The 23,802-nt window shown below is 36.3% G+C and carries 19 protein-coding genes; 7 read left to right on the forward strand and 12 right to left on the reverse strand.

The features are described 5' to 3' along the window. From F3J23_RS10945 to F3J23_RS10965, 5 genes are all read right to left on the reverse strand, one after another. Positions 1 to 456: a transcriptional regulator gene (locus F3J23_RS10945; protein WP_065394571.1), complete on the reverse strand. Its 456-nt coding sequence runs from the start codon at positions 454 to 456 to the stop codon at positions 1 to 3. A gap of 116 nt (positions 457 to 572) precedes the next feature. Further along, positions 573 to 1,085 carry a GNAT family N-acetyltransferase gene (locus F3J23_RS10950; protein WP_167028366.1) on the reverse strand — a complete coding sequence of 171 codons (513 nt, stop codon included), beginning with the start codon at positions 1,083 to 1,085 and terminating at the stop codon, positions 573 to 575. A 339-nt stretch (positions 1,086 to 1,424) separates the two neighbouring features. After that, positions 1,425 to 1,655 (reverse strand): DUF2007 domain-containing protein, encoded by a 231-nt coding sequence (locus F3J23_RS10955; RefSeq protein ID WP_167028369.1) that lies wholly within the window; start codon positions 1,653 to 1,655, stop codon positions 1,425 to 1,427. A 61-nt stretch (positions 1,656 to 1,716) separates the two neighbouring features. After that, positions 1,717 to 3,042, reverse strand: coding sequence for an L-lysine 6-transaminase (gene lat / locus F3J23_RS10960; RefSeq protein ID WP_167028372.1), 1,326 nt, complete (start codon positions 3,040 to 3,042; stop codon positions 1,717 to 1,719). 112 nt (positions 3,043 to 3,154) lie between these two features. Continuing rightward, on the reverse strand, positions 3,155 to 4,705 hold the full coding sequence (locus F3J23_RS10965) for an aldehyde dehydrogenase family protein (protein ID WP_167028375.1): 1,551 nt from the start codon (positions 4,703 to 4,705) through the stop codon (positions 3,155 to 3,157). Positions 4,706 to 4,840: 135 nt separating this feature from the next. On the opposite strand from F3J23_RS10965, the gene F3J23_RS10970 reads away from it, so the two are divergent. Then, entirely contained in the window at positions 4,841 to 4,990 is a 150-nt protein-coding gene (locus tag F3J23_RS10970) for a histidine kinase (protein WP_065397693.1), read from the forward strand. A gap of 189 nt (positions 4,991 to 5,179) precedes the next feature. Here the strand turns inward: F3J23_RS10970 and F3J23_RS10975 are convergent, their stop codons facing one another. The 5 genes from F3J23_RS10975 to F3J23_RS10995 all read right to left on the reverse strand — a co-directional run bounded on the left by F3J23_RS10975 (position 5,180) and on the right by F3J23_RS10995 (position 12,819). Continuing rightward, positions 5,180 to 5,368: an Arc family DNA binding domain-containing protein gene (locus tag F3J23_RS10975; RefSeq protein ID WP_167028378.1), complete on the reverse strand. Its 189-nt coding sequence runs from the start codon at positions 5,366 to 5,368 to the stop codon at positions 5,180 to 5,182. 78 nt (positions 5,369 to 5,446) lie between these two features. Then, entirely contained in the window at positions 5,447 to 6,313 is an 867-nt protein-coding gene (locus tag F3J23_RS10980) for an SPFH domain-containing protein (RefSeq protein ID WP_167028381.1), read from the reverse strand. Between the two features lie 748 nt (positions 6,314 to 7,061). Further along, entirely contained in the window at positions 7,062 to 10,331 is a 3,270-nt protein-coding gene (gene ccsA, locus F3J23_RS10985; protein WP_167028384.1) for a cytochrome c biogenesis protein CcsA, read from the reverse strand. A gap of 287 nt (positions 10,332 to 10,618) precedes the next feature. After that, positions 10,619 to 11,119: a hypothetical protein gene (locus F3J23_RS10990; protein WP_167028387.1), complete on the reverse strand. Its 501-nt coding sequence runs from the start codon at positions 11,117 to 11,119 to the stop codon at positions 10,619 to 10,621. 11 nt (positions 11,120 to 11,130) lie between these two features. Next, a complete protein-coding gene (locus F3J23_RS10995; protein ID WP_167028390.1) occupies positions 11,131 to 12,819 on the reverse strand; it encodes a hypothetical protein in 1,689 nt (562 codons plus the stop codon). Positions 12,820 to 13,442: 623 nt separating this feature from the next. On the opposite strand from F3J23_RS10995, the gene F3J23_RS11000 reads away from it, so the two are divergent. The 5 genes from F3J23_RS11000 to F3J23_RS11020 all read left to right on the forward strand — a co-directional run bounded on the left by F3J23_RS11000 (position 13,443) and on the right by F3J23_RS11020 (position 19,987). Next, positions 13,443 to 16,025, forward strand: coding sequence for an FtsK/SpoIIIE family DNA translocase (locus F3J23_RS11000; protein WP_167028393.1), 2,583 nt, complete (start codon positions 13,443 to 13,445; stop codon positions 16,023 to 16,025). Positions 16,026 to 16,088: 63 nt separating this feature from the next. Beyond that, positions 16,089 to 16,736 (forward strand): LolA family protein, encoded by a 648-nt coding sequence (locus tag F3J23_RS11005; RefSeq protein WP_167028396.1) that lies wholly within the window; start codon positions 16,089 to 16,091, stop codon positions 16,734 to 16,736. Positions 16,737 to 16,880: 144 nt separating this feature from the next. Further along, a complete protein-coding gene (locus F3J23_RS11010) occupies positions 16,881 to 18,338 on the forward strand; it encodes an LptF/LptG family permease (protein ID WP_167028399.1) in 1,458 nt (485 codons plus the stop codon). 132 nt (positions 18,339 to 18,470) lie between these two features. After that, positions 18,471 to 19,262 (forward strand): hypothetical protein, encoded by a 792-nt coding sequence (locus F3J23_RS11015; RefSeq protein WP_167028402.1) that lies wholly within the window; start codon positions 18,471 to 18,473, stop codon positions 19,260 to 19,262. Positions 19,263 to 19,345: 83 nt separating this feature from the next. After that, a complete protein-coding gene (locus tag F3J23_RS11020) occupies positions 19,346 to 19,987 on the forward strand; it encodes a hypothetical protein (protein ID WP_167028405.1) in 642 nt (213 codons plus the stop codon). Positions 19,988 to 20,080: 93 nt separating this feature from the next. On the opposite strand, the gene F3J23_RS11025 is transcribed toward F3J23_RS11020, so the two are convergent. Further along, positions 20,081 to 21,136: a 3-oxoacyl-ACP synthase III family protein gene (locus F3J23_RS11025; RefSeq protein WP_167028408.1), complete on the reverse strand. Its 1,056-nt coding sequence runs from the start codon at positions 21,134 to 21,136 to the stop codon at positions 20,081 to 20,083. A 286-nt stretch (positions 21,137 to 21,422) separates the two neighbouring features. Then, entirely contained in the window at positions 21,423 to 21,977 is a 555-nt protein-coding gene (frr, locus tag F3J23_RS11030; protein ID WP_167028411.1) for a ribosome recycling factor, read from the reverse strand. A 460-nt stretch (positions 21,978 to 22,437) separates the two neighbouring features. On the opposite strand from frr, the gene F3J23_RS11035 reads away from it, so the two are divergent. Continuing rightward, positions 22,438 to 23,793 carry a lipase family protein gene (locus tag F3J23_RS11035; RefSeq protein ID WP_167028414.1) on the forward strand — a complete coding sequence of 452 codons (1,356 nt, stop codon included), beginning with the start codon at positions 22,438 to 22,440 and terminating at the stop codon, positions 23,791 to 23,793. Positions 23,794 to 23,802 lie beyond the last annotated feature (9 nt).

Here is a 23,802-nt window from a genome sequence, read left to right on the forward strand (position 1 = left end):
TTATAGTTTATTAAGAGATTCCTGAATATTTTCTATGTTTTTGTTTAAGAGTGCTTTGTAAACTTCTATTCTTTCGTTGTATCCATCGTCTTTACTTTTTTTAAAGTTGTTTAAATCATCTAATAGTTTTAATTCGTCCTGCATTTTTTGGACAATTTTTTCGAATCGTATCTTTTTGTATTCATCATTGATGAAAAAATACCGTTTCCGTTCATCCATTTTGTTATGGTCTACGATGAGCTGGGCATTTAACAGCAGCGAAATACTGGTGGAAACGGAGCTTTTACTCGCAGAGAGCACTTCAACAAACTCGTCAAAAGTAATTCCTACTTTCTCATAGTCAAAAAGAAGGTAGGAATAAATTTTTGAAGCTAAAGGAGGTAAGCTGAACACGGTGCCATAAAACTTTACGGCATCTTGAAAAATTTTTTCATCAATTTCTATACTTTGATGCATAATATAAAAATTTGGACAAAAGTAAAAATTAGTTCAGAACCAAACGAACAAACCTGATAGAGTTTATAAATACAGCCCGTTTTAAAAATTCAATGAAAGTTGATTTAACTTTTGGCCTAAATTATAATCTTCTCAAAGGCTTTCCTCAATCCGTCTGCCAAAACCACCTCTCCACAATACGAATAACCTTTGCCTTCGAGGATCTTCAGCATCGGGATATTATCATAGTTTGTATCTACTTTAACACTCTGAATGTCATGAGATCTTGCAAAATCTTCAATATGATCAAACAGTTTTTTTGTCATTCCCTGTCCTGCAAATTTTTCATCAATAGCTACTCTGTGAACCACCACGAATTCGCCATTGCTCAGCCACGCTCCTTCTATTTTACTGTAAGCTGGCTCATCGTTTAGAATCAAAGCTCCATAAACTGCTATTTCTCCTTCTACTGTAAGCACATATCCAAATCCTTTTGCAATATCACTTTCCACTGTTCCAAGATTGGGATACCCGTTCTGCCACTGGGTACTTCCGTCCTGCTTTCTTCTTTCAATGGATTGCTGGATAATTCCCCAGATAATGTCCCTGTCTTCAATTTCCGCTTTTCTTAGTTTGATTTCTGAATTCATGTTGTAAAGTTTGATTAAAAAATATAAAAATTAAAGGATGAAGAATCTGAACTATTTACTTTTTACTCCTTGAATCAAAGCCTGATTTTTATTTAGCACAAAGAAAATTAATCTAAGCTCTATATATTTCGATAAGCAAAGAATATTGTATCAAATTTAAATTATAACCATACAAACTTCTGTTTATTTAACTGTTACGTCTGAAAATAATAGTTCTTCAAGCCATCTTTTAAAAATTTATTTTTTTAATAATTTAATGATTGATTTAATTAAAAAACCGAAAATTAATAAAAATTAATTTTCGGTTCGAAGTAGTAAAATTTAAAATTATGAAATTGTTTATTGATTTTCACTTTGTTGAAGATAAGCATCAATAACATCAAATGCTTTCTTTTCATCTTCCAGATCCACCATTACTTTCAGCGAAGTTGCTGTAGGAGTTGTGGTAAATGTAAGATAGTTATTTTCAACAGTATTTGTAATTTGTGCGTCATCCAATTTAGACTTAACCAACTGAATTTCTGAAGGGTTATCACTTTCATAAACTGATACTCTCGTACTTCTTTCCATATTCTAATTGTTTGAGTATCTAAATATACAATGTTTTTTTGAAAATTACAAATCCCGGGTTTTAAATTTTATTAATGTTGTTTTCAATTTTATCCAAAGCCAGCTGGATTTCTTCTTTCGTAACATTCAGATGAGGTCTGAAACGTAAAGACTGATCTCCACATGGAAGAATGATTAATCCATCATTGAATAATTCATTCATCAGGTGGTTTCTTTGTGCTGCAGAAGGTAAATCAATTGCACACATCAGCCCTCTTCCTCTGGCGTTTGAAATCTTTTCAGGATATTTTTCAGCCAGTGCTTTAAGACTTTCCAGAAGGAAATCTCCAACTACTCTTGCATTCTCAACAAGATTTTCTTTTTCGATCACTTCCATTACCAACTGGAAACGAAGCATATCGATAAAGTTTCCTCCGAATGTAGAGTTGATTCTTGAACTTTCTCTGAAAACGTTGTTCGGAACTTCGTCAAATTTTTCTTTATTCGCTAACACACCGCATACCTGTGCTTTTTTTCCGAAAGAAATGATATCCGGTTTTGCTGTAAAGTGCTGAAATGCCCACATTTTACCTGTAATCGCAATACCTGTCTGAACTTCGTCAAAAATAAGTAAGATTTCGTTGTCATCACAGATTCTTCTCAATCCTAATAAAAATTCGTCTCTGAAATGGTTGTCACCACCTTCAGCCTGAATAGGTTCAATAATGATACAAGCCACTTTATCAGGATGCATTAAGATAGCTTCTTCAATCTGTACTAATGCAAGGTTTTCATTTTTGATGGTTTCTTCCAGGTTTTGTTCTGTGATCGGGAATGTTAATTTCGGATTTAAAATTCTCGGCCATTTGAACATTGGAAAATACTGATATTTTCTTGGGTCGGATGTATTTGTTAAGCTTAAAGTATAACCGCTTCTTCCGTGGAAAGCCTGTTTGAAGTGAATACAGATTCCTGCTTCCGTTTCAAGGCCTTTTTCAAAATTTTTGCGGGTTTTCCAGTCGAAACAAGCTTTCATAGCATTCTCAACGCCTAAAGTTCCGCCTTCGATAAAGAAAGCATATTGTAACTCTTCCGGAATCACTACTCTTTCGAATACTTCAAGGAAATGAGCATATTCTTCTGAATAGACATCTGCCAGTGTTGGCTTGTTCACCGCCATTTTGCCCAGCCATTCTGATCTTTCCATAAGGTAAGGGTGATTGTATCCGATGGAAGCGGATGCAAACATGGAGAACATATCCAGATATTCCCTGTCTGTAAGTTTATCATAAAGCCACGAACCATGTGATTTTTCGATATCCATTACGAAATCGAAACCGTCTGCCAGCACATGTTTTCCTACTGTTTCTTTTACTTTATTTGCTTTTATATCTAATGTTTGTTCCATAATAAATTGTTGTGTGATTTAATAAGTGAATGATCAAATGATCCTGAGTAGAAACATTTGATCATTCAGGTTATTAAGTTTTATGTTTTTTTGAGTGCTTTAAGTAAAGCTTTTATAAATCGAATTTAATACCTTGTGCTAAAGGAAGTTGAGCAGTATAATTTATAGTATTAGTTTGTCTTCTCATATAGTATTTCCAGGCATCAGATCCGGATTCTCTTCCACCTCCGGTTTCTTTTTCACCTCCGAAAGCACCTCCAATTTCAGCTCCTGAAGTACCGATATTTACGTTAGCAATACCACAGTCTGAACCTGCATGAGAAAGGAACAATTCTGCTTCTCTTAAATTCTGGGTCATAATCGCAGAAGATAATCCTTGCGGAACATCATTCTGAATAGCAATAGCATCTTCTAATGTTTTGTACTTGATCAGATATAAGATAGGTGCAAAAGTTTCATGTTGAACAATCTCGTAAGAATTTTTCACTTCGGCAACACATGGCTTCACATAACAGCCGGATTCATATTCTTTACCTGATAAAACACCTCCTTCAACAACGAATTTACCTCCTTCTTTTTTGCATTTTTTAATTGCTTCTTCGTATTGGTTTACAGCATCTGTATCAATTAACGGCCCTACATGGTTTTTCTCATCCAATGGATTTCCGATTTTCAATTGACCGTAAGCTTTTGCCAGTCTTGTTTTTACTTCATCATAAACGCTTTCATGAATGATCAGTCTTCTTGTAGAGGTACATCTTTGACCTGCAGTTCCTACCGCTCCGAATACCGCTCCGATAATAGACATATCAATGTCAGCTTCTTTTGTGATGATGATTGCATTATTTCCTCCCAGCTCAAGAATAGATTTTCCGAATCTTTCTGCCACTTTTGAAGAAACCATTCTTCCTACTCTTGTAGATCCGGTGAAAGATACTAATGCAACTCTTTTATCATCCACCAGTTTCTGTCCGATTTCATGGTCTGATACCAGTACACTTGAAACTCCCTCAGGAAGGTTGTTCTCCTTTAAGACTTCAGTCATGATATTCTGACATGCGATGGCACAAAGTGGTGTTTTTTCAGATGGCTTCCAGATGGTAACGTTACCACAGATCCAGGCCAATGCTGTATTCCATGACCATACGGCTACCGGGAAGTTGAATGCTGTAATGATTCCTACTACGCCAAGCGGATGATATTGTTCGTACATTCTGTGGCCAGGCCTTTCTGAATGCATTGTATATCCCTGAAGCTGTCTGGAAAGTCCTACAGCGAAATCACAGATATCGATCATTTCCTGAACTTCTCCTAATCCTTCCTGCAAAGATTTACCCATTTCATAAGAAACAAGTTTTCCAAGATCTTCTTTATATTCTCTCAATTTTAATCCAAGCTGTCTTACGATCTCTCCTCTTTTGGGAGCCGGGATCAGCCTGAATTCCTGAAATGCCTTTTGAGCAGTTTCAATTACTTTGTCATAATCACTTTCTCCGGAAGTCTTTACTTTAGCAATAAGCTTACCGTCCACAGGAGAGATGCTTTCAATCGTCTTTCCTGAAGCGAAAAACTTTCCGCCCACTGAAGTCCCTTTGTTCTCTTCTTTAATACCAAGGTTTTTGAGTGTTTTTTCGATTCCGAAATCCTTTACTTTTTTTGACATAAAATCTTACTTTTCGTTCTCTCTAAAGATAAAAATATTATGTGAACCTCAAAACTTTAATTTTTAATACGCTTTTTATTTGGACTAATTATAAACATGCTTATCTTTGTAACGTAATCTTTTTGATAATCACCAATGGAAAATTCACAAGAAAACAACTCAAAGTTTAAGAAGTGGTTCAAGCGTGTAGGATGGGCAGGGCTTGCGTTCTTTACCATTAAAGGCTTGGTTTGGCTCGTTATATTCTACTTTGGAGCAGATACCCTTCAGAGTTGTATTAAATAAAAAAGCAGAGAAGTTTTTCTCTGCTTTCTTTTTGTAGTAAGGTTAATTGAATTGTTATTCTTTTAATGAAAAGTTCAAAAACCGGATCTTTTTTGCGTTTTCTGTAATTCAAATCGGAGATAAAATTGAGAATTTCAAATTATAATCTCCCTGAAAATATCTTTTATCTCTCAGGAATTACCTTTTACATCAGTCTTTTTTCTTTCTCCCTGAATTCACCAGGCTTTGATGCAGCAGATATTCGATCTGGCCATTCACACTTCTGAACTCATCACCTGCCCACTTCTCTATTAATTTATAAGTAGACTCGTCTATTCTTATGACAAAAGATTTTTTGCCTTTATTTTCTGAGGAGTTCTGAGTTTTTTCTGATTTCATTTCTAAATTTCTCTTACATGATTGTCTGAATATTTTATGGCTCAACCACCATATAAATTCATGATTAATTCTTCACTATTAATTGTAAAGTGTTCCGGCATTTAATATAGGGGTTGCTGCTTTTTCACCGCAAAGAACCACCATTAAATTACTCACCATTGCTGCTTTTCTTTCATCATCAAGCTCAACGATATTCTCTGCAGAAAGCTTCTTCAAGGCAAGATCTACCATTCCCACTGCTCCTTCCACAATTTTAGTTCTTGCCGCAACAATAGCCGTAGCCTGCTGTCTCTGAAGCATGGCTCCTGCAATTTCTGAAGCATAAGCCAGGTGCGTAATTCTTGCTTCCTGAATGGTGATTCCTGCGGGTGCCAGTCTTTCCAGTAACTCCTGCTCCAGGATTTTGTTCACCTGATCACCACCGTCTCTCAGCGTAATGTCTGCATGCTCATCTTCAAGGTTATCATAAGGAAAACTTACAGCAAGGTGTCTTACAGCTGCTTCACTCTGCATTCTTACATAATCCGTGTACCTTTCTACTTCATAAGCAGCTTTGTAGGTGTCTCCTACTTTCCATACAATTACGGCTGCAATTTCAATAGGATTCCCCATTTTATCATTTACTTTCAAAGTCTGCCCCTGAAGGTTTTCGGAACGAAGACTGATTCTCTGTGATGAATACAAAGGATTGATAAAAAATAATCCGTTTTCCTTTACTGTTCCTACATACTTTCCAAAGAAGTTCAATACTCTTGAATGGTTCGGCTGGATGATCATGAGACCTTTCAAGAAAAAGCATGAAATCAGAAAGCAAAGCATAGCGATCACAACAAATGTAATACTCTGATCAACTCCACTGATGAAAAAGTATACGGCAGCAACAAACAAAGCCAGACAAATGACTAATGTAAGATAACCTGACATAGGTTTTAATGTTTTTTCCATGATTGAATTTTTAATTTGATATTATTTTGATATCATAAAGTTAGCAGTAAATTTTGGATTTTGAATGAAAAATTTTATTTTTTTAATGAGAACGGGATTCGGAATACATGGTATCAGGTCTCTGATTACATTTAGAGATCAAAAAAATATAAACGCAATGTCCGTTAAGACTTTTGTACATTATAAATAATAAGTCTGTTTAAACTTTTTTACTAAACCAGAAAAGGCACAAAAGCATTTTAAAAACTTAAGCTATTTAAGCTATATGCTTTGTGTATAAGAAGTACACTAAAGTCTTGTTGAAAATCAAAGATTTTCATCTTATGTGAACTTAAGTGTGTGTTAAAAATTATTAACGCAAAGTTTATGGATAATTACCCTTTATTGTAAGGGAGCAAAATGATGTGACTTTGTCGCTGATGAAGCGGTATGCTTATACCCAAGCTTCGACTAATCAACGAAGTTGATTCTATTCGTTGCTCACTTACAATCAACCGTTTTAAAATTGAAAACGTTGCGTTAGGAAAACAGTTTGTTTGTACAATCTTAGAGATCGTTTAAATTGTATTTCAATTTTTTTATACACTTGGAACCTGTTTAAACTTATTTAGAAAATAAAAGTTTAAACAGGTTTAATAAAAAAGAAACTCCCAAAGCATTTCATTATATTGTATAAAATGATCGTTTTTAAAATAAAAAAATCCCAGAGTTTACTTCTGGGATTTTGAGTCATATATGTTGTAAAGGATTATTTCTTTGTCAAAGCTTTAAACTTGAAATAAGAAACAGCTGATAAAGTAGCCATCGTGGCAAGGCCAATATAAACCCAAGCCGGTACTGGTACAGGGTCTCCTGCAGCATATGAGTGAAGCCCGCTCAGATAATAGTTCACCCCGAAATAGGTCATTACCATTGAACAGAATGCAAACATTGTTGCCACGTGGAATGCCCATCTGCTTCTCAATCCAGGTACTAATCTCATGTGCAGCACAAATGCATACACCATAATAGAAATGAAAGCCCATGTTTCTTTCGGGTCCCAGCTCCAATATCTACCCCAGGATTCATTAGCCCAGATCCCGCCTAAGAAGTTACCAACAGTTAGTGCAAACAATCCTATCGTTAAAGACATTTCTGAAACGATTACCAATTCCTTCAATGTAGTATCATGATGAATTTTATACGTTTCTTTATTTGAAATAATATAGAATACTAATGAAATAACCGCAATAATCATCGACAATGCGAAGAATCCATAACTCGATGTAATGATTGCTACGTGTACAATCAGCCAGTAAGATTTCAATACAGGAACAAGCGGTGTAATCTGCGGATCAAGTGCAGAACCTCCGTGTGCAAATCCCATCATGATAACCGCTACCATAAATCCTGCAGCAGGAATCAATGCGTTTGCGTTTCTGTAAAGGATTAAACCTGCCGTAATACCTACCCATGAGATAAAGATAATGGCTTCATATCCGTTACTCCAAGGAGCGTGGCCTGAAATATACCATCTTGCCACAAGTCCTAAGAAATGACAAAGATATCCTATTAAACCAATGGCAATAATGATCTTAATAATTTTCTTTAATGTTTGATTTGATTTGAATAGTTCAACAAAACCTAAAATCAAAAGTAGCCCCCCAATAAGTGTGTAGAAGATTAACAATTTGAAGTTAATATCTACTTTATTCATAAATACTTCAAGATCGACTTTGGATTTAGCAGGAACAACGGCTTTACCCCATTTCTGCTGATACTCTGAAAGCTTCGCCAATTCTGTATCTGCTTTGCTCCAGTTGCCAGTCTTCTGTGCAGTAAGTGCTTCAGCAAAATAAGGTCCCATTACCTCCTGAGACTCCATATCCGGTTCGAATTTCTGATCCAGCCATGAATGCCATGTGTGATTAGCATCATTTTTTACAGGAACTATTCTCATAAACTGACCGCTGAAGAATCCATTGAAGATCTGTACTCTTTCATTTACAGCAATTACTTCTTTATCATAGTTTGTTTGTTCAGACGGTTTTTTACGGAATGCCGTATTATAATCACGCTCTAAGATATAGGTAAGATTACCGTTAGCATCCGCAGGGAAAAGGTTCATCAATGAAGTGTATCCATCTTCATCGGCCTTCGTTTTATTTTTCAGTTCATCACCGCCCTTAGTTCCTACTTTAATCATCGGAACCATTGTCCAGCTTGGTGTATCCGTATTGATAGAAAGGAACCATTGGTTGGCAGTAAGAGACTTTCCGTCTGTTCCTTTAAATTCGTCTTTCTTGTATAGTTTTCTTAAAACGTCTAATGCTTCTGTATTGATAGGAACAATTCTTCCTTCAAAATTCTGAACCAAAAGGTATCCGAATTTATCTGCATGTTCTTTGCTGATTCTATTTCTTGCAATGATTTCATCCGGAGAGATAGATCTCATTTTCCCCATTGGAGTTGCTAATGAGTTCTGTTTTGGAGCCGCACCATCAAGCGGTTGAGCTGAAGGAGCCGGAGCATGAGAATGATTGTCACCTTCTACATGAATGTGTTCTCTGCTTCCATCTGTAGTTCCGTGAGTTTCTATTTTCTGTGCATTTAATCCTAAGCTTAAGAAAATTAAAAGTACAGCTGCGGCTTTCTTTTTATTAACATCAGTCAGCATTTTATTTAATTTCCAGAAGTGAGTTCCTTTCCAGAAGAAAATTACAAACATTCCCAGGAATAAAAGTCCGTATCCAATATAAGAAATTAAAGTTCCCCAGTAATCGTGGTTTACAGAAAGAACGGTTCCCATTCTGTCCGGGTCAAAGCTCGATTGGAAGAAACGGTATCCTTTATGGTTAAGAACATGATTCATATAGATTTTATAAGGAGTTTCTTTACCTTCATCGATAATTTTCACATGACTTTCGTAAGCACTCGGAGATGAACTTCCCGGGTACGTTTCCATTACAAAGTCATCCAGCTTCAGTGCAAAAGGAGTATTGTATACTTTAGGGCCAAATCCTACCATGATATTTAATCCATCCATAGTAACCTGCTTATAAGCATTAGGATTTCCTTTTTCAACAGAAAGATCTACAATCTGCTTTGTTTTTGGACCCTGCAGTTCAATCTGAAGCATATCAGGAACATTTGCATCTTTCTTTCTGTCTCCTTCAATTGCCATCAGTCTTCCTTTTTTAAGACCTTCAGGAACTACCAATTTCAACTCGTTGATGGTATATAAACTTCTTAATGCCAACGGCTGGAATTCATTCTTCACCGTATTCCCGGTTGCCTGAGTAGCCATGGTCATATAGCTGGCATCTACAGGAGTTTTAATAAATAGTTTTCCTCCTTCATTTTTGAACTCAACCGCTCCTTCAATAGCTCTGTTGAATGTAACTAAAGTTCCGTTGATGGATTTTGTTTCACCCGGTTTAATGTAAATATTTTGTCTTCCGGTAGTTCCCGTAGAAACCAAATGAAGATATTCTGTACCGTTTGGTTCTGCAACAAGACTGTCTTTTTTTCTCTGAATGTATTCCTTGGCAAAAACTTTCACTTCTTTTCCGCGGAAGTCATACGTTGCTTTGAAGTCTTTATGCAGCGGAGACATGAGGTAAGGGACATCCTGATAATTAAGAACATCACCCTTTTCCTCGATCTGAATTTTGAAGAAGTTTTTATCCGTTACGATTTCGTTGGAGGTTTCTCCTTCTCTGATGTGCATCTGCCCTTCAAAACTGATGTATCTGGTAATAGCACCCCCGATAAAAATAAAAACGAAGGCAAGGTGAAAAACAAGAACCGGCCATTTATCTTTTTTCCAGAGTCTGTATCTGCCGATATTTCCTATGAAATTAAGAATGAGCAGGATCATAATGAGTTCAAACCACTTGGCCTCATAAATTAATGCTTTTGCTGTAGGAGTTCCGTAGTCGTTTTCTAAGAACGTTGCATAAGCCATTGCAAATGCGTACACCAGCAACAATACAGCCATTGTTCTGGTTGAGATAAGAATATCTTGGAGCTTCTTCATGATTTATTGTACTTGACATGCAAAAATAAGGATGATAAACCACAAAGAACTTAAAAAAAGCTGTTTTTTGTCACTTTGGCCCCTATTTTGCTTATTTTGAAACATTCTTAATAAGTTGAAAAATATTAAGAAAAATTCAATTTATAAATCCGAAAAAATACAGATTCATTATACCTATCCTAATGATTGAAGCATTCTATGTAAATTATCTGTTTTTGTTCCACAAGTTCTGAGAAAAAGAAGTTATTATTTTCCTGTTGGTTTCGGCAAAACAGGAATATTATATATTATTTCCAGTAACTCCATTTCAAGCCGTCAAATACCGCCATACTTTTACTTACCGTATCATAACAAATCATTCCAGGATATGGATTCTTTACATTGAGATGAGGAGCTGCCACTTTTGGAAGAATCAAGGCTTTATCTGAAGACTCCAGAACCAGAACTCCCGGAACCGCAGTTGTAGCGGCACCTATAATAATCCTGTTCTGTCCGGGAATTTCTCCATTTGTATTAAATACAGCATTCGTTATATCCCCGGCATCACTTAACGGAACCCATGCAGATTCCACATTCATTTTCAATACTTTATCATTTTTATCCATAAGAAGCGTTCCTGCTGAAGCATTAATGGGAAGCGTCTCAACAATGGGCAGTAGAATACCTTTTGTGGTATTAGCCGGAAAATCTAAAACCCCATCCCCGTCAACCTGTACTTTTTCAATCGCAATTTGAGCTTGCATTACAACCACTGAAAATAGGGTTATTATTGTAATTATCTTTTTCATATTTTGTTTTTTTAATCATTACAAGATCTGGTAATACATTTCCATGTTGCGCCATTGTACAGCTTAAAACATTTATCTGCGGTATCATAAATCAACATCCCTTCTACAGGCAGCGCAATGCTTCCTGAAGTTGTTCTCGTTATAACCAATCCTTTATCTTTTGATTCAAGCGCTAAAAATCCGTTCGGAATATTTCCCGGCCAGCCGTTTTGAACATTGGTATATCCTGAGATCCCCATTTTTGTAAAAGCATCCGGAACTCCCGTTGCAGGATCTTTAGTGCAGTAAGCTTCAAGATTGATTCCGAATGTAAAATATTGATTACCTGTGAAAGTGTAATTAAAAACAGCTTTACCGCCTGCAAAACTTGCTGCAGAAATCATTTGCACATTTTGGGTGAAACCTGCATCATCTGCTACCATCATAAACAACTTATCCGTGGCTACTATTTCGGTGTATTTTGAAAGATCAGCCTGCAGCCATAAAGAACCTGTATTATTTGTTTTCTGCACCAGCCAGGCTCTCTGAATGATTTTCCCGGAAGTTGTGCCATAACTAACCAAAGGAAGAGACTGAATGTTATTATCTCCTGTCAGTAAAAAAGTTTTATCCTGAGGAAAAATGATTCTTCCCACATCACTATTAGCAGAAATAAAATCGTTAGTTGTGGCAAGTACGAGCATACTATTATTTTCGTCGTTAATGCTGTTACTCACCATTTGACTTAAAGCTGACTGGTCATCTTTTGCTAAACCGAAAATATTATTGTTGAAATCTGCATTAGAACCGGAGTTCCAGATTACAGACTGATCAGAGCCCAGGTAATTCTGAGGCTGCTTCAAAGTAATTCCATATTTTACAGCAAGATAAGAATTCACTCTTTGTCTCTCTTCCGCAGTTTGAGTTTCTGAATATAAAATAAACTCACCTATCCTGTCTCCGGCTAAAGAGCTGGAACCGGACCCTCCGTCATTATCCATCAAAAGAACCATTCCCGGATAATTATTTGTAGAAGAAACTCCATTTGAAGGACCTCCGTAAGTAAAACCATTATTATCAAAAACATATTTTACATTTCCGGCTTCCACACTGTTATAATAAGACTGTATGCTTGGAGTGTTGCTTCCAACTGTTGAAATAATGTCTGTTCCGAAAAACACATCCCCGAACTCTTTTTCATTATAAAACTCCGGCCGGTTTGTCCTTGTTCCAAAGAAAGGAGATTGCCAAATACCGGCGATAGCAGTAGTATTGGAGCTCTGAGCTGTTCCGTTCATTACAAAAACAGTTCTGTAAGTAGCAGACGCCGTTCTGGAAAGATGCGTGTATGAAGTCAGAGATTTTGTGGAGTTATCAGGAAATCCTGAAGGAAATTTGTATCCGGACCTATAGCCATTGGTGCTTACAATTTCTATCGCAGGATTAAAATTAAAAGCCGGAATAGATGCAGCTGTACGGTAAACGGGCCTTGCCCCTATCCCCGGATCAGCATAGTAACCCGGCATTCCCTGGTTGGCAATTCCATTTACCCCGCCAGTCTTTTGATTCTCCCATATGGAGACCTGTGTATTATCTGTTGTTGTGCCTGTACCTGCATCTGCTTTCACCCATATCTGCAAATTACCGGAAACACCACCCGGAGATTGTGCCCATAACGTACCATTACACAACAAGAATACAAAGAATAATTGCTTTCTCATTAATGTATTTTTTAATATTGTTGTCTATTTTTTCAGATTGGCAGATCTAACAAGGATACGCCAATGCATCGGGAAAGTGGAATATGGAAATGATTAAAAATAAACTTTAAATTGTTTTACTTCTTAACCCAACGGTTATGACCAATCATGATATCAGTATTAAAATACTGTGATAAGCATTTCATGAACACACATGTTTTTTAATATATATCGCAAAGGTATGATATATTTTTTTAACAAAACAGCATATAATCATGTAAACATGTTTACATTTTTCATTTTAAAATTAAAATATCAGTCGCACTCAATATCAATCAGGAGATTTGTTTTATAATATTAACCACATCATAATATATTGTTGTTTTTTTTCATTTCTACGTAAAAAATTAAAAACTTTATCATATTTTTTCAGTAGAAACAAAATAAACTACCATTTAATAGACTTTAACAGGATCAGATTTGGATAAACAAAAAAAATAACCTTATTTTTATTTTATTAACGAAAAATATTTTTTAAAACAGATTTTAAATAACCCTTATAAAAGCGGGATTACCAAAATGTTTTTTGGTTAAAAAAGATTCTTTTAGTGTTGAAAAAACATTAAATTTGCGACATTGATATTATGGACAAAAAGACACAAAAAAAACCGACTGAATCGCCTGATAAAGGCAGAATTTTATCTAAACCCCGTATTTTTTTCGGGCTTACTTTTATATTGTTCTCCGGCGTTCTTGCTCTCTCTTTCATTTCCTACTTAATGAACTGGAAAGCGGATCAAAGCCAAGCCGGGACTATGCTTGACAAGAGTATAAAATCTTCCAATATTTTCGGCAAAGTGGGTGACTGGCTGGGAAATATTTTCATCTTTGAAAGTATCGGTATTGCCTCATTCATTATTGCATTTTTATTTCTTGTGGTGGGTACCCTTATCCTTAAAAAGAAAATTTTCAAACCATGGATGACAATTGGCCATTCTTTGTTTTTTATTTGCTGGCTGCCTATCTTTATGGGAGCACTTACAAAAGGGCAAGGAGTTTTAGGCGGTGTATATGGTTATCAGATTATGGATTATCTTAATTCTATTATCGGAAGTGTAGGTTTATGGACCGTGCTGGCTGCAAGTATCCTTCTGTATTTTATACTTGAATTCAATCTTCGTCCAAGTTCTATCAAAGCAAAACTCAATAAGATCAATGAAAATACGATTGGAAAAGTAAAATCCATGATGCCGGATTCTGATGAAGATTTTGAAGCGGATGAAGAACTGAAAGAAGAACCGGAGGAAACAGAAGAAGAAGTTGCTCCGAATGTTACCGTAAGCGATAGCAGCAGCCCTGCATCTAACAGTCCGTTTAACAGCAAAGCTAAAGAACAGGAACCGGTAAATGTTCCGAAAGGATTTCCGGAAGTACCTGTTTCTACCGATATAGAAACTATTACAACACCTAATCATACTTCTTTTGAAGCTGAACCAAAGGAAGTTTCCCAACCGGTTAGTTTAAACCTTTCTACCAAACCTATTGTTCCGGTTTCAAGTCCGGAAGAGGCATTTGATATCAGACCTTCTACTCCATCTCCGGCAGTTACATCAACAGCGGCTCAAGAAAATATCAAGTTCAATGTAGAAGTAGCGCCTGTTATTGATGTGCTTGATGATTCTGACAGAAAATCTCAGGAGCTGATAGAAAAACACGGACTTTATGATCATAAATTGGATCTGGCGAATTTCCAGATGCCTCCTGTAGATCTTCTGAAAGACTATGGAAGCGAAGAAATTTCGATCAACAAAGAAGAGTTAGAGGAAAACAAAAATAAGATCGTTGGACTTTTAAAGAATTTCAACGTAGGAATTGCAGAGATCAAAGCAACCATAGGGCCTACCGTTACATTATACGAAATTGTTCCTGAAGCCGGAATCCGGGTTGCTGCCATTAAAAAACTACAGGATGATATTGCTCTGAATCTTTCTGCCTTAGGAATCCGAATTATTGCTCCGATGCCTGGAAAAGGAACCATCGGAATTGAAGTTCCAAGAAAAAACCCTACAATGGTTTCTATGCGTTCCGTGATCGGTTCTCAGAAATTCCAGAATACAGATATGGATCTTCCGGTAGTTTTCGGAAAAACGATTTCTAATGAAATTTTCATGGCCGACCTTTCAAAAATGCCTCACTTATTGATGGCAGGAGCAACAGGCCAGGGTAAATCTGTAGGAATTAACGCAATTCTTACTTCTTTACTTTACAAAAAACACCCTAGTGAGCTGAAGTTTGTAATGGTAGACCCTAAAAAGGTGGAACTTTCATTATATTCAAAAATTGAAAGACATTACCTGGCGAAGCTTCCTGATGCTGAAGAAGCTATTATCACAGATACCAACAAAGTAATCAATACCCTGAACTCTCTGTGTATTGAAATGGATACCCGATATGACCTTCTTAAAAACGCATTCTGTAAGAACTTAAAAGAATACAACAAGAAGTTTGCAGAAAGAAAACTGAATCCTGAAAACGGACACCGCTTCTTACCTTATATTGTATTGGTGGTGGATGAGTTTGCAGATTTGATTATGACCGCAGGAAAAGAGGTTGAATTGCCTATTGCCAGACTGGCACAGCTTGCAAGAGCCGTTGGTATCCACCTTATCGTAGCAACACAGAGACCTTCTGTAAATGTAATTACGGGTATGATCAAAGCGAACTTCCCTGCAAGAGCGGCATTCAGAGTAATTTCAAGTGTAGATTCAAGAACGATACTTGATTCTCCGGGGGCAGATCAGCTGATTGGTAAAGGAGATATGCTTTATTTCAACGGAAATGAGATCTTAAGACTTCAATGTGCTTTCGTAGATACTCCTGAAGTAGAAAGACTGGCTGAATTTATTGGAGAACAGAAAGGATATGCTTCGGCATTTTTACTTCCGGAATATGTTTCTGAAGATTCTACAAGTTCAGTAGGTTCATTTGATCCGAATGAAAAGGATGCTTTATTCGAAGAAGCGGCAAGAATTATTGTTTCTACGCAGCAGGGTTCTACTTCAATGCTTCAGAGACAATTGAAATTGGGATACAATAGAGCCGGAAGAATTATGGACCAGCTTGAAGCCAGCGGAATTGTTGGAGGATTCAATGGAGCTAAAGCAAGAGAAGTCCTGATCAGCGATCTTCATTCTTTGGAACAGTTTTTGGAAGATCTGCGTAGTTAAAGGGAAAATCAGAAGGTTTAACCTTTCAAAATTAAAAATGTCTAAAGATTATTAAATAAAAAAATGAAAAATATTATTTCAAAAGTTATATTAGGAAGTTTTGTTGTAGGTGCAGTAGGAATGGCCAATGCTCAGAAGATTGATGCGAAAGCAAAAAAGATATTGGATGATATTACAGCCAACTACAATTCTAAAAAGAATTCTTACTTCAAATTTTCTTTTGGAAGCGGTCTTAACGGACAGGTTACGAAAACTGAACCTGGTATTTATTATGCTGCCGGAGAAAAATATAAACTGAAGATCATGGATACCGAACAGATCTTCGACGGAAACAAAATTTACAACATCAACGCGGATGATATGGAGGTAACCATTGCAAAGCCCAACGGAAGCAGCACCATGTTCTCTCCTATCAACTACCTGACGACCTACAGAAATGATTATAACGTAACTTATAACGGTAAAAAAATGATCAATGGAGTTAATGCAGATTTCATTAAGCTTACTCCTGTAAAATCAAACGGAATCCAGTTTGTTTACCTTTTTGTAGATTCTGCAAAGAAACAAATGGTAAAACTGGAACAGCACGGAAACAATAAAGATGTTGCGGTAATTGCAATTAAAGAATACAAAGAAAATCAGGAACTGGATCCTAATATGTTCGTTTTTGATAAGAATAAGTTTAAAAACTACGTAATTACAGAATTGTAAGCGAAAAGGTAAAAGGACAAAAACGTAAAGTGTGGATAGTAAATTTACAGTTTGGTGATTTAGCCTTTTTACTTAATTATAAAAATTTCATAAAATATCAGAGCTGCAAAGAAAACTTTGTGGCTTTTTGATTAATTTTGGCGCATGTTAAAAATACTAGACCGATATATCATAAAAACCTTCTTTGGACCGTTTTTCTTTATATTCAGCGTATTGTTTTTCATTTTTATTGTAAACATTATCTGGGTTCAATTAGGGCAGTTTATGGGTAAAGGGTTAAGCTACTGGCAAATCCTTAAACTTCTTTTTTACCTTGGGGTAAACGTTATCAGCATGGTTCTTCCGCTTACCATTCTTCTGGCAAGTATTATGTCATTCGGAGAATTTGGAGAACGCTATGAGCTTGCTGCAATGAAGGCGGCAGGAATTCCTTTAACCAGGGTAATGACTCCCCTGCTGGGAATTTCAACAGCACTTGCTATTATGCTGTTTTTCTTTTCCAATAATATTATTCCGGATTTTCAGAAAAAAGCAAAAAATATGCTTTTCAATATTGCCCAGACCAAACCTGCGATCAACTTTACTCCTGGACAGTTTATTGATCAGATTCCGGGTTATATGGTGAAATTTGACAAAATATACGGAGAAAACGGAGAAAATATTGAAGGGGTTTTTGTTCATAAAAAAGCCAATGCTTACGAAAACCAGCAATCTGTAGTGGCCGAAAAAGGAAAATTTGTTCCGGCGGCTAATAAAAACTTCCTGAAACTGGTTCTTTACAATGGGTATGTATTTGAAGATGCATTTGCCGGAAAAGGCGACAATGTGAGACAGAAACAGCCGGATCAGGCTATTAAATTTGATACGCTGACTTCTCACTTTGACATCAGTGAGATCATTAATAAGGCTATCGAAAAAGAACAGATTACAGATGATTATCGTTTCCAGACTTATAATCAGCTTAACGGAACGATCGATAAAAGCAAAAAGGATAACAAACAATTCTTTAATAATGTAGGCTCTGAAGTTCTGGGGCAAACCAATTCCGTGGTTACTTATATGGATCAGGGTAACAAGCCTAAAGCCGCCGCAAAATCACAAATAAAGCTGGACACGGTGAAAGGTGATAAAAAGCTTGAAATCATCTATAACGCTTACAACAGGCTGGATAATCTTAAATCTACGCTGGAATCAAAAAAGAATGAATACAGTTCCAATATAAAATACTTCAGTAAAGTTGTTATTTACCAACAGAGAATTGTAGCCTATTCTGTTACCTGTATTATTTTTTTCCTGATTGGTGCCAGTTTAGGATCAATCATCAGAAAAGGAGGAATGGGACTTCCTGTGATCATTGCTATTGTTATTTTCATTGTATTTTACGTGATGAATGTTGGGGTAGAAAATCTTTCATGGAGTGGTAAAATGAATCCATACCTCGCAGCATGGCTGCCTAACCTGATTCTTCTGCCTTTCGGAGTTTGGATGACCTATAAGGCCCTTACGGATTCTCAGTTATTTGATGCAGAAAAATACAAAGCTTTATTCAAGCCGATTACGAAAAGGTTCTCAAAAAGCAAAGAACACCAGAGGTATCAATAATGTTTAAAAATCAAATTAATATAAAAGATTCAGAATTTTCTGGATCTTTTTTTATGGGCTTCCATGAAATACTATCTTCGGCATTAATTTGAATAAAAAAATTATCTTTGCGGAAATTATAAAAACAAAACCATGAAGAAATTACTACTTATGGGCTTTTTCAGCCTTATCTCTTTCAGCGTGCAGGCTCAGGAACAGGAAGAAGACGGCACTTATAATGGAGAAAAATACGGATATATTATTGATAAAACCGGGAAAAAGACTGAAGGTGTGATCCATTTGCACGGAGGTTATTCCAGCCCATGGCTGAATCAGTTAAAAGTAAGATTTGCCGCTATCTCTGATATTGATAAAACAAAAAACAAAATTAAGTTTAAAACATATGATGCTGGCGATATCAAAGAATATATGCTATATGAAGGAGATACACCCAGGGTTTTCAAATCTGTAAAATACTCCAATATGAGGGAAGCTTTAAACAGCTCTGAAAGTACAACAGGACTGGCCGCAGGGTTTAAAGCGATTAATAACCTTTCAAGAACAGAGCAATTTGCTGAGGTAGTAGCAGAAGGTAAAGTTACCGTTTATAAGCTTTATGGCTACCCTACGGCTCTTTCCGCAAACACGACAAGAGCGATCACTCAGACTGAAACAGACAGATTAAGAGAAAATCCTGATTATATCTTTTCTAAAAAAGGAGGAAAAGTTGAAGAACTGACTCCTGCAAAAGCAAAAATCATTCTTGCCGACTGCCCTTATGTAAAAACAAAAATGACAAAAGGAGAATATGGTTCCCTGAAAAACGAGGAGAAGAAAAGGAGCGGCCTTGGAAAATTCATCAGAGATGAAATCAGCAATTCCACAACGGATAAACTTTCAATGATTAATGAAGTGATTTATGATTATAATGAGAATTGTAAATAATAACACAAAAGGCTTTCGATTGAAAGCTTTTTTTATGACATTAGAATTTTTGTATTTTTATCAGCCACCCAAAAATTTATGATATGAAAATCCTATTTCTCACCATGAGTTTGCTTCTTATTTTTTCATGTAAAAATGACAAAGCTGCAATAGAACATAAAGGATCTGTTTCTAAAGAAAATATTGTTGTAAAAAAGGATTCACTGGACACCGGAACAGTTGAAAATCCTTTAGATCAGATCAAAAAGGAATACGCCGTTATTCAGACCCAAATGGAATCTGGAAAACTGAGTTCTTCAAGGTTTACTTATGATTGTAATGATGAACCTTCGGGAGAAGTTGTTTTTTATTCGGATAAGGATGGAATTAAGGTTATTGAGCATTTTTATTCAGAGCACAGTCATTTCTCTGCCTCTGAAAAATACTTTATCAAAGAGGGGAAACCTTTCTTTATTTTTAGACAGGAAACGGAATGGAATTTTGATGGCGGAACTCCGGAAAAGCCCATCACAAAAGATGATATTACAGAAACCCGTATTTATCTTCAGAATGATAAACCATTGAAATGTCTTGAAAAGAAATACAGTATAAAATCAGACCAGAAACAAAAATCAGCTGATACGATCCTCAACAAAGAAAATCAGTGTAATGCCGATGATCAGCTTAAAATGTATCAAACTTTATTAAAACACAAAGACCAGAAAGGACCCATACAATGTCTATAACAACAAAAGAGGCTTCCGCTTGGAAACCTCTTTCTTATTTTTCAAAAGCTGAAAATTATACTTTGATAATTTCAGATACTTTTCATTGTATATTTAGAACTTGTAAACAAAAGCATTGATGTTCATTCCTGCGCCAACGGAAGCAAATAAAACCACGTCATTTTTCCTGATTTTATGATGCTCCAATTCATCTTTTAAAATCATTGTTAATAAAGAAGGAATAGTGGCTACACTGCTGTTTCCTAATTTGTGAATAACCATAGGCATTATATTCTTAGGAACCGGCTTTTCATACAGCTGATAAAATCTGTTGACAATGGCTTCATCCATTTTTTCATTAGCCTGATGAATGATAATTTTATTTAATTGACTGATTGAATATCCACTGCTATCCAGGCATTTCTTCATGGCATCAGGAACATTCAACAAGGCGAACTCATATATTTTCCTGCCGTCCATTTTGATATATCGTGTATCCGGGCATCTTTCATTGTTGTATGATTTTCCAAAATACAGATAATCTTTCTCATTAAGTGTATAAGAAGCAGACAGATGAGATTTTATACCGGAATCATCATGATTCACCTCTAGAACAGCCGCCCCTGCTCCATCCGCGTAGATCATACTGTCTCTGTCATGAATATCCACTACACGGGAAAGAGTTTCTGCTCCAATCACCAGACATCGCTTTGCAATCCCTGACTGAATAAACGCGTGTGCCTGTATCACCCCTTCAATCCATCCGGGACATCCAAACAGAACATCATAGGCCACACAAAAATTATTTCTTATCCCTAGTAAATGTTTTACCCTTGCTGCAAGACTGGGTACCATGTCAGACTGAACCGTTCCAAAACGGACATCTCCAAAGTTATGGGCAAATATTATATAGTCTAATGTTTCAGGATCTATTCCTGCATTTTCTATTGCTGACCGGGCTGCAATAACTCCCAAATCCGAAGTCACCTGTGTACTATGGGCATATCTTCTTTCTTCAATACCTGTAATTTTTTTCAATTTATCTGTAATGGAGGCATTATTTTCTTTTAATAGTACCCCTTCTTCATTAAGAAAAATATGTTTATCAAAAAATAAATTGGTTATTGTTTCTGATGGGATGTAGTTTCCTACACCAATAATTTTAGTCATCGCTTTAGCATTTTGATTTCCAGATCATCTATAAACAAATAACACTGGCTTTGTAAATATACTGATTATATGCCAATCATTGCTATTTGTTTTTATGCAAAGAATACAGTATTTCACTACTGAAAACACAACATTCTATCATTCAATTCATTTAATTTTCAACAAAAAAGATAAAAAGCATGAAAATCATTTCCACGTTTTGATAGGCTTCCGTATATTATGATGTAACCTACAAAAAAAAGAGGCCTCCGGGGAAACCTCTTCTATATTTTTCAAAACTGAAAAATTATACTTTCATAATTTCAGCTTCTTTTGTCTTAAGATGCTCATCGCAAAGCTTTACATATTTATCAGTGTAAGTCTGGATTTCTTCTTCTACTCCTTTAACAACGTCTTCAGAAACTCCATCAAGCTTTTTAAGTTCTTTCAAACCGTCCTGTCTTGCATTTCTTACCGTTACTTTAGTCTGTTCAGCTTCACCTTTAGCCTGCTTTGCAAGCTCTTTTCTTCTTTCCTCTGTTAAAGGCGGAACATTAAGGATAATATTTTCTCCATTATTAGAAGGTGCAAAACCTAAGTTTGAGTTGATGATTGCTTTTTCAATCGCATTGATTGCAGTTCTGTCCCAAGGTTGAATAGAGATTGTCATTGCATCCGGAACAGAAACATTGGCAACCTGGTTGATGGGAGTCATTGCTCCATAATATTCCACCATTACATCCTGAACCATTGCCGTAGAAGCACGTCCTGCTCTGATTCTTTGAAATGCGTGATCCAAGTGCTTTACAGCTGCATCCATGTCTTGCTTTACAGATTCTAATATAAGATCTAATTCTTCCATTATTATAGTATAGTTTGATAAATTACACATTGTTTAAGCCTGAATACATAACAAATTACTACCGTTTCCTGAGTACTTTTTATACTGTTTTTATTATTCAGTGGTGCAAAAATAATGATTGTTTTTGATATAAAGAGGCATAGCATATCGATTTTTATTGAACATTGCATTGGATACCATAAATAATGCAGATTTAGAGAATAGGATCTATTAAATTCTATTTCAAAACTTGGACTAAAAGAGAAAAAATTGCACCGTAGAATTACTTAGAATAATTTTTAGTCATTTCCACTTAATGAAATCCTGTTTTTTATAACTTATTTTACTATATCCTTATTGGGTGAAGTTTACTTAAAACTTTGTGAACGAATGTAATTATAAAAATGGATTTTCTACAAAATAATCCATGGAAATAAATCAACAACTTTTAATCATCAACTAACTTTAAATTATTCACATTATGACAAATCCATCTTTAGATGCCTATCAACAGGTTTTTGGTATGGCAAGTCTTGCCAATCGTGCCGGAGGTTACAAAGGTAAAGGTACTAAATTGCAGGAACAGCTCCAATATGACTTATCTTATTACTTCAACAATGTTCCGCCTGTTGAAATCATGAAACAAAAATCTCCGTCAATTGCTAACCCTTCAGTTACACCGTTGCTAGGAAACTGGAACCTTGTCTGGGGCCCGGCCTTGATTGAAGAAACCGATGAAAAAGGCAACCCTACCAATGTTGCCGACAATGCATTATATGTAGCTCAATGTGATGCAGTTGCATTTCCGGGAGGGCCAACAATTCCAGCTTATGTGGTTGCTATAGCGGCAACTAACCCGTCCTCTTTGTATGATTGGGAAACAGAAGACTTTTCAGTTTCAGAGGTAGTAAACTGGACAACTTATGATCCGTCCAATTTCTCCCCATCTCCTTATAATGGTAATGATCCTTATATTTCAAAAGGAACGGCTACCGGTATAAGCATACTTCTCGGACTTACAAGTCCTAATAATGCAGCAGCGCCCAATACCACATTGCAGCAGTTTCTTGCCGGTTTACGGCCAGATCCTGGTACAGCAATTATATTTTGTGGGCACAGCCTTGCAGGAGCTCTATCTCCTACACTGGCTCTCTACCTGAAAGAAAATAAAGATCTTAATGCTTTTGGGGTAACACTCGTATACCCTACTGCCGGACCAACTCCGGGCGAGGCCGCATTTGCCAAACTCTTCAATACTACTTTTCCACCATTACCTCCAGGATGGCAGGCTCAATCAGGCACTTATCAAAGTTGGAATACCATGCACTGGAATGATCTGGATGTAGTTCCTCATGCCTGGCAGAAGGCAGATCTGAAGGAAATTGTTGATATATACGGCCAGCCAACTACAAATACAGTTATCTATATATTGGAAGCTTTACGAAAAATTGCCATTGATGATGCTTCCAAATCAGGTGCAACCTATACAAGGGTACAGAATCAATCTCTTCCCGGTAAACTTCAAAACTCAGACGGATCGGTTACTATCAAAACACCTCCTGAAACAATACATGACTATATGTTTCAGTTGGCCTTACAACATGTAGATATGTATTCCGGCATTCCGGCCAGCGATGGTCATCCTCAGGTAAACGGTCTTATTTTACCGCAGCCGCTGCCCAAACCATCTCCAACAAAGCTGGTACCGGGAGTAACTATCGTCACAAGACTTGATATGATCCTGAAAATAATAAGTCAGATCATCGGCTGGATTTCCGCCCGTTATATTCAGGTAGAGCAGGAAAGCGCCCGGCAAAATGTTGAAGTAAATGAATAATTATTAATA

The organism is Chryseobacterium sp. Tr-659 (assembly GCF_011752975.1).
Lineage (GTDB): Bacteria > Bacteroidota > Bacteroidia > Flavobacteriales > Weeksellaceae > Chryseobacterium.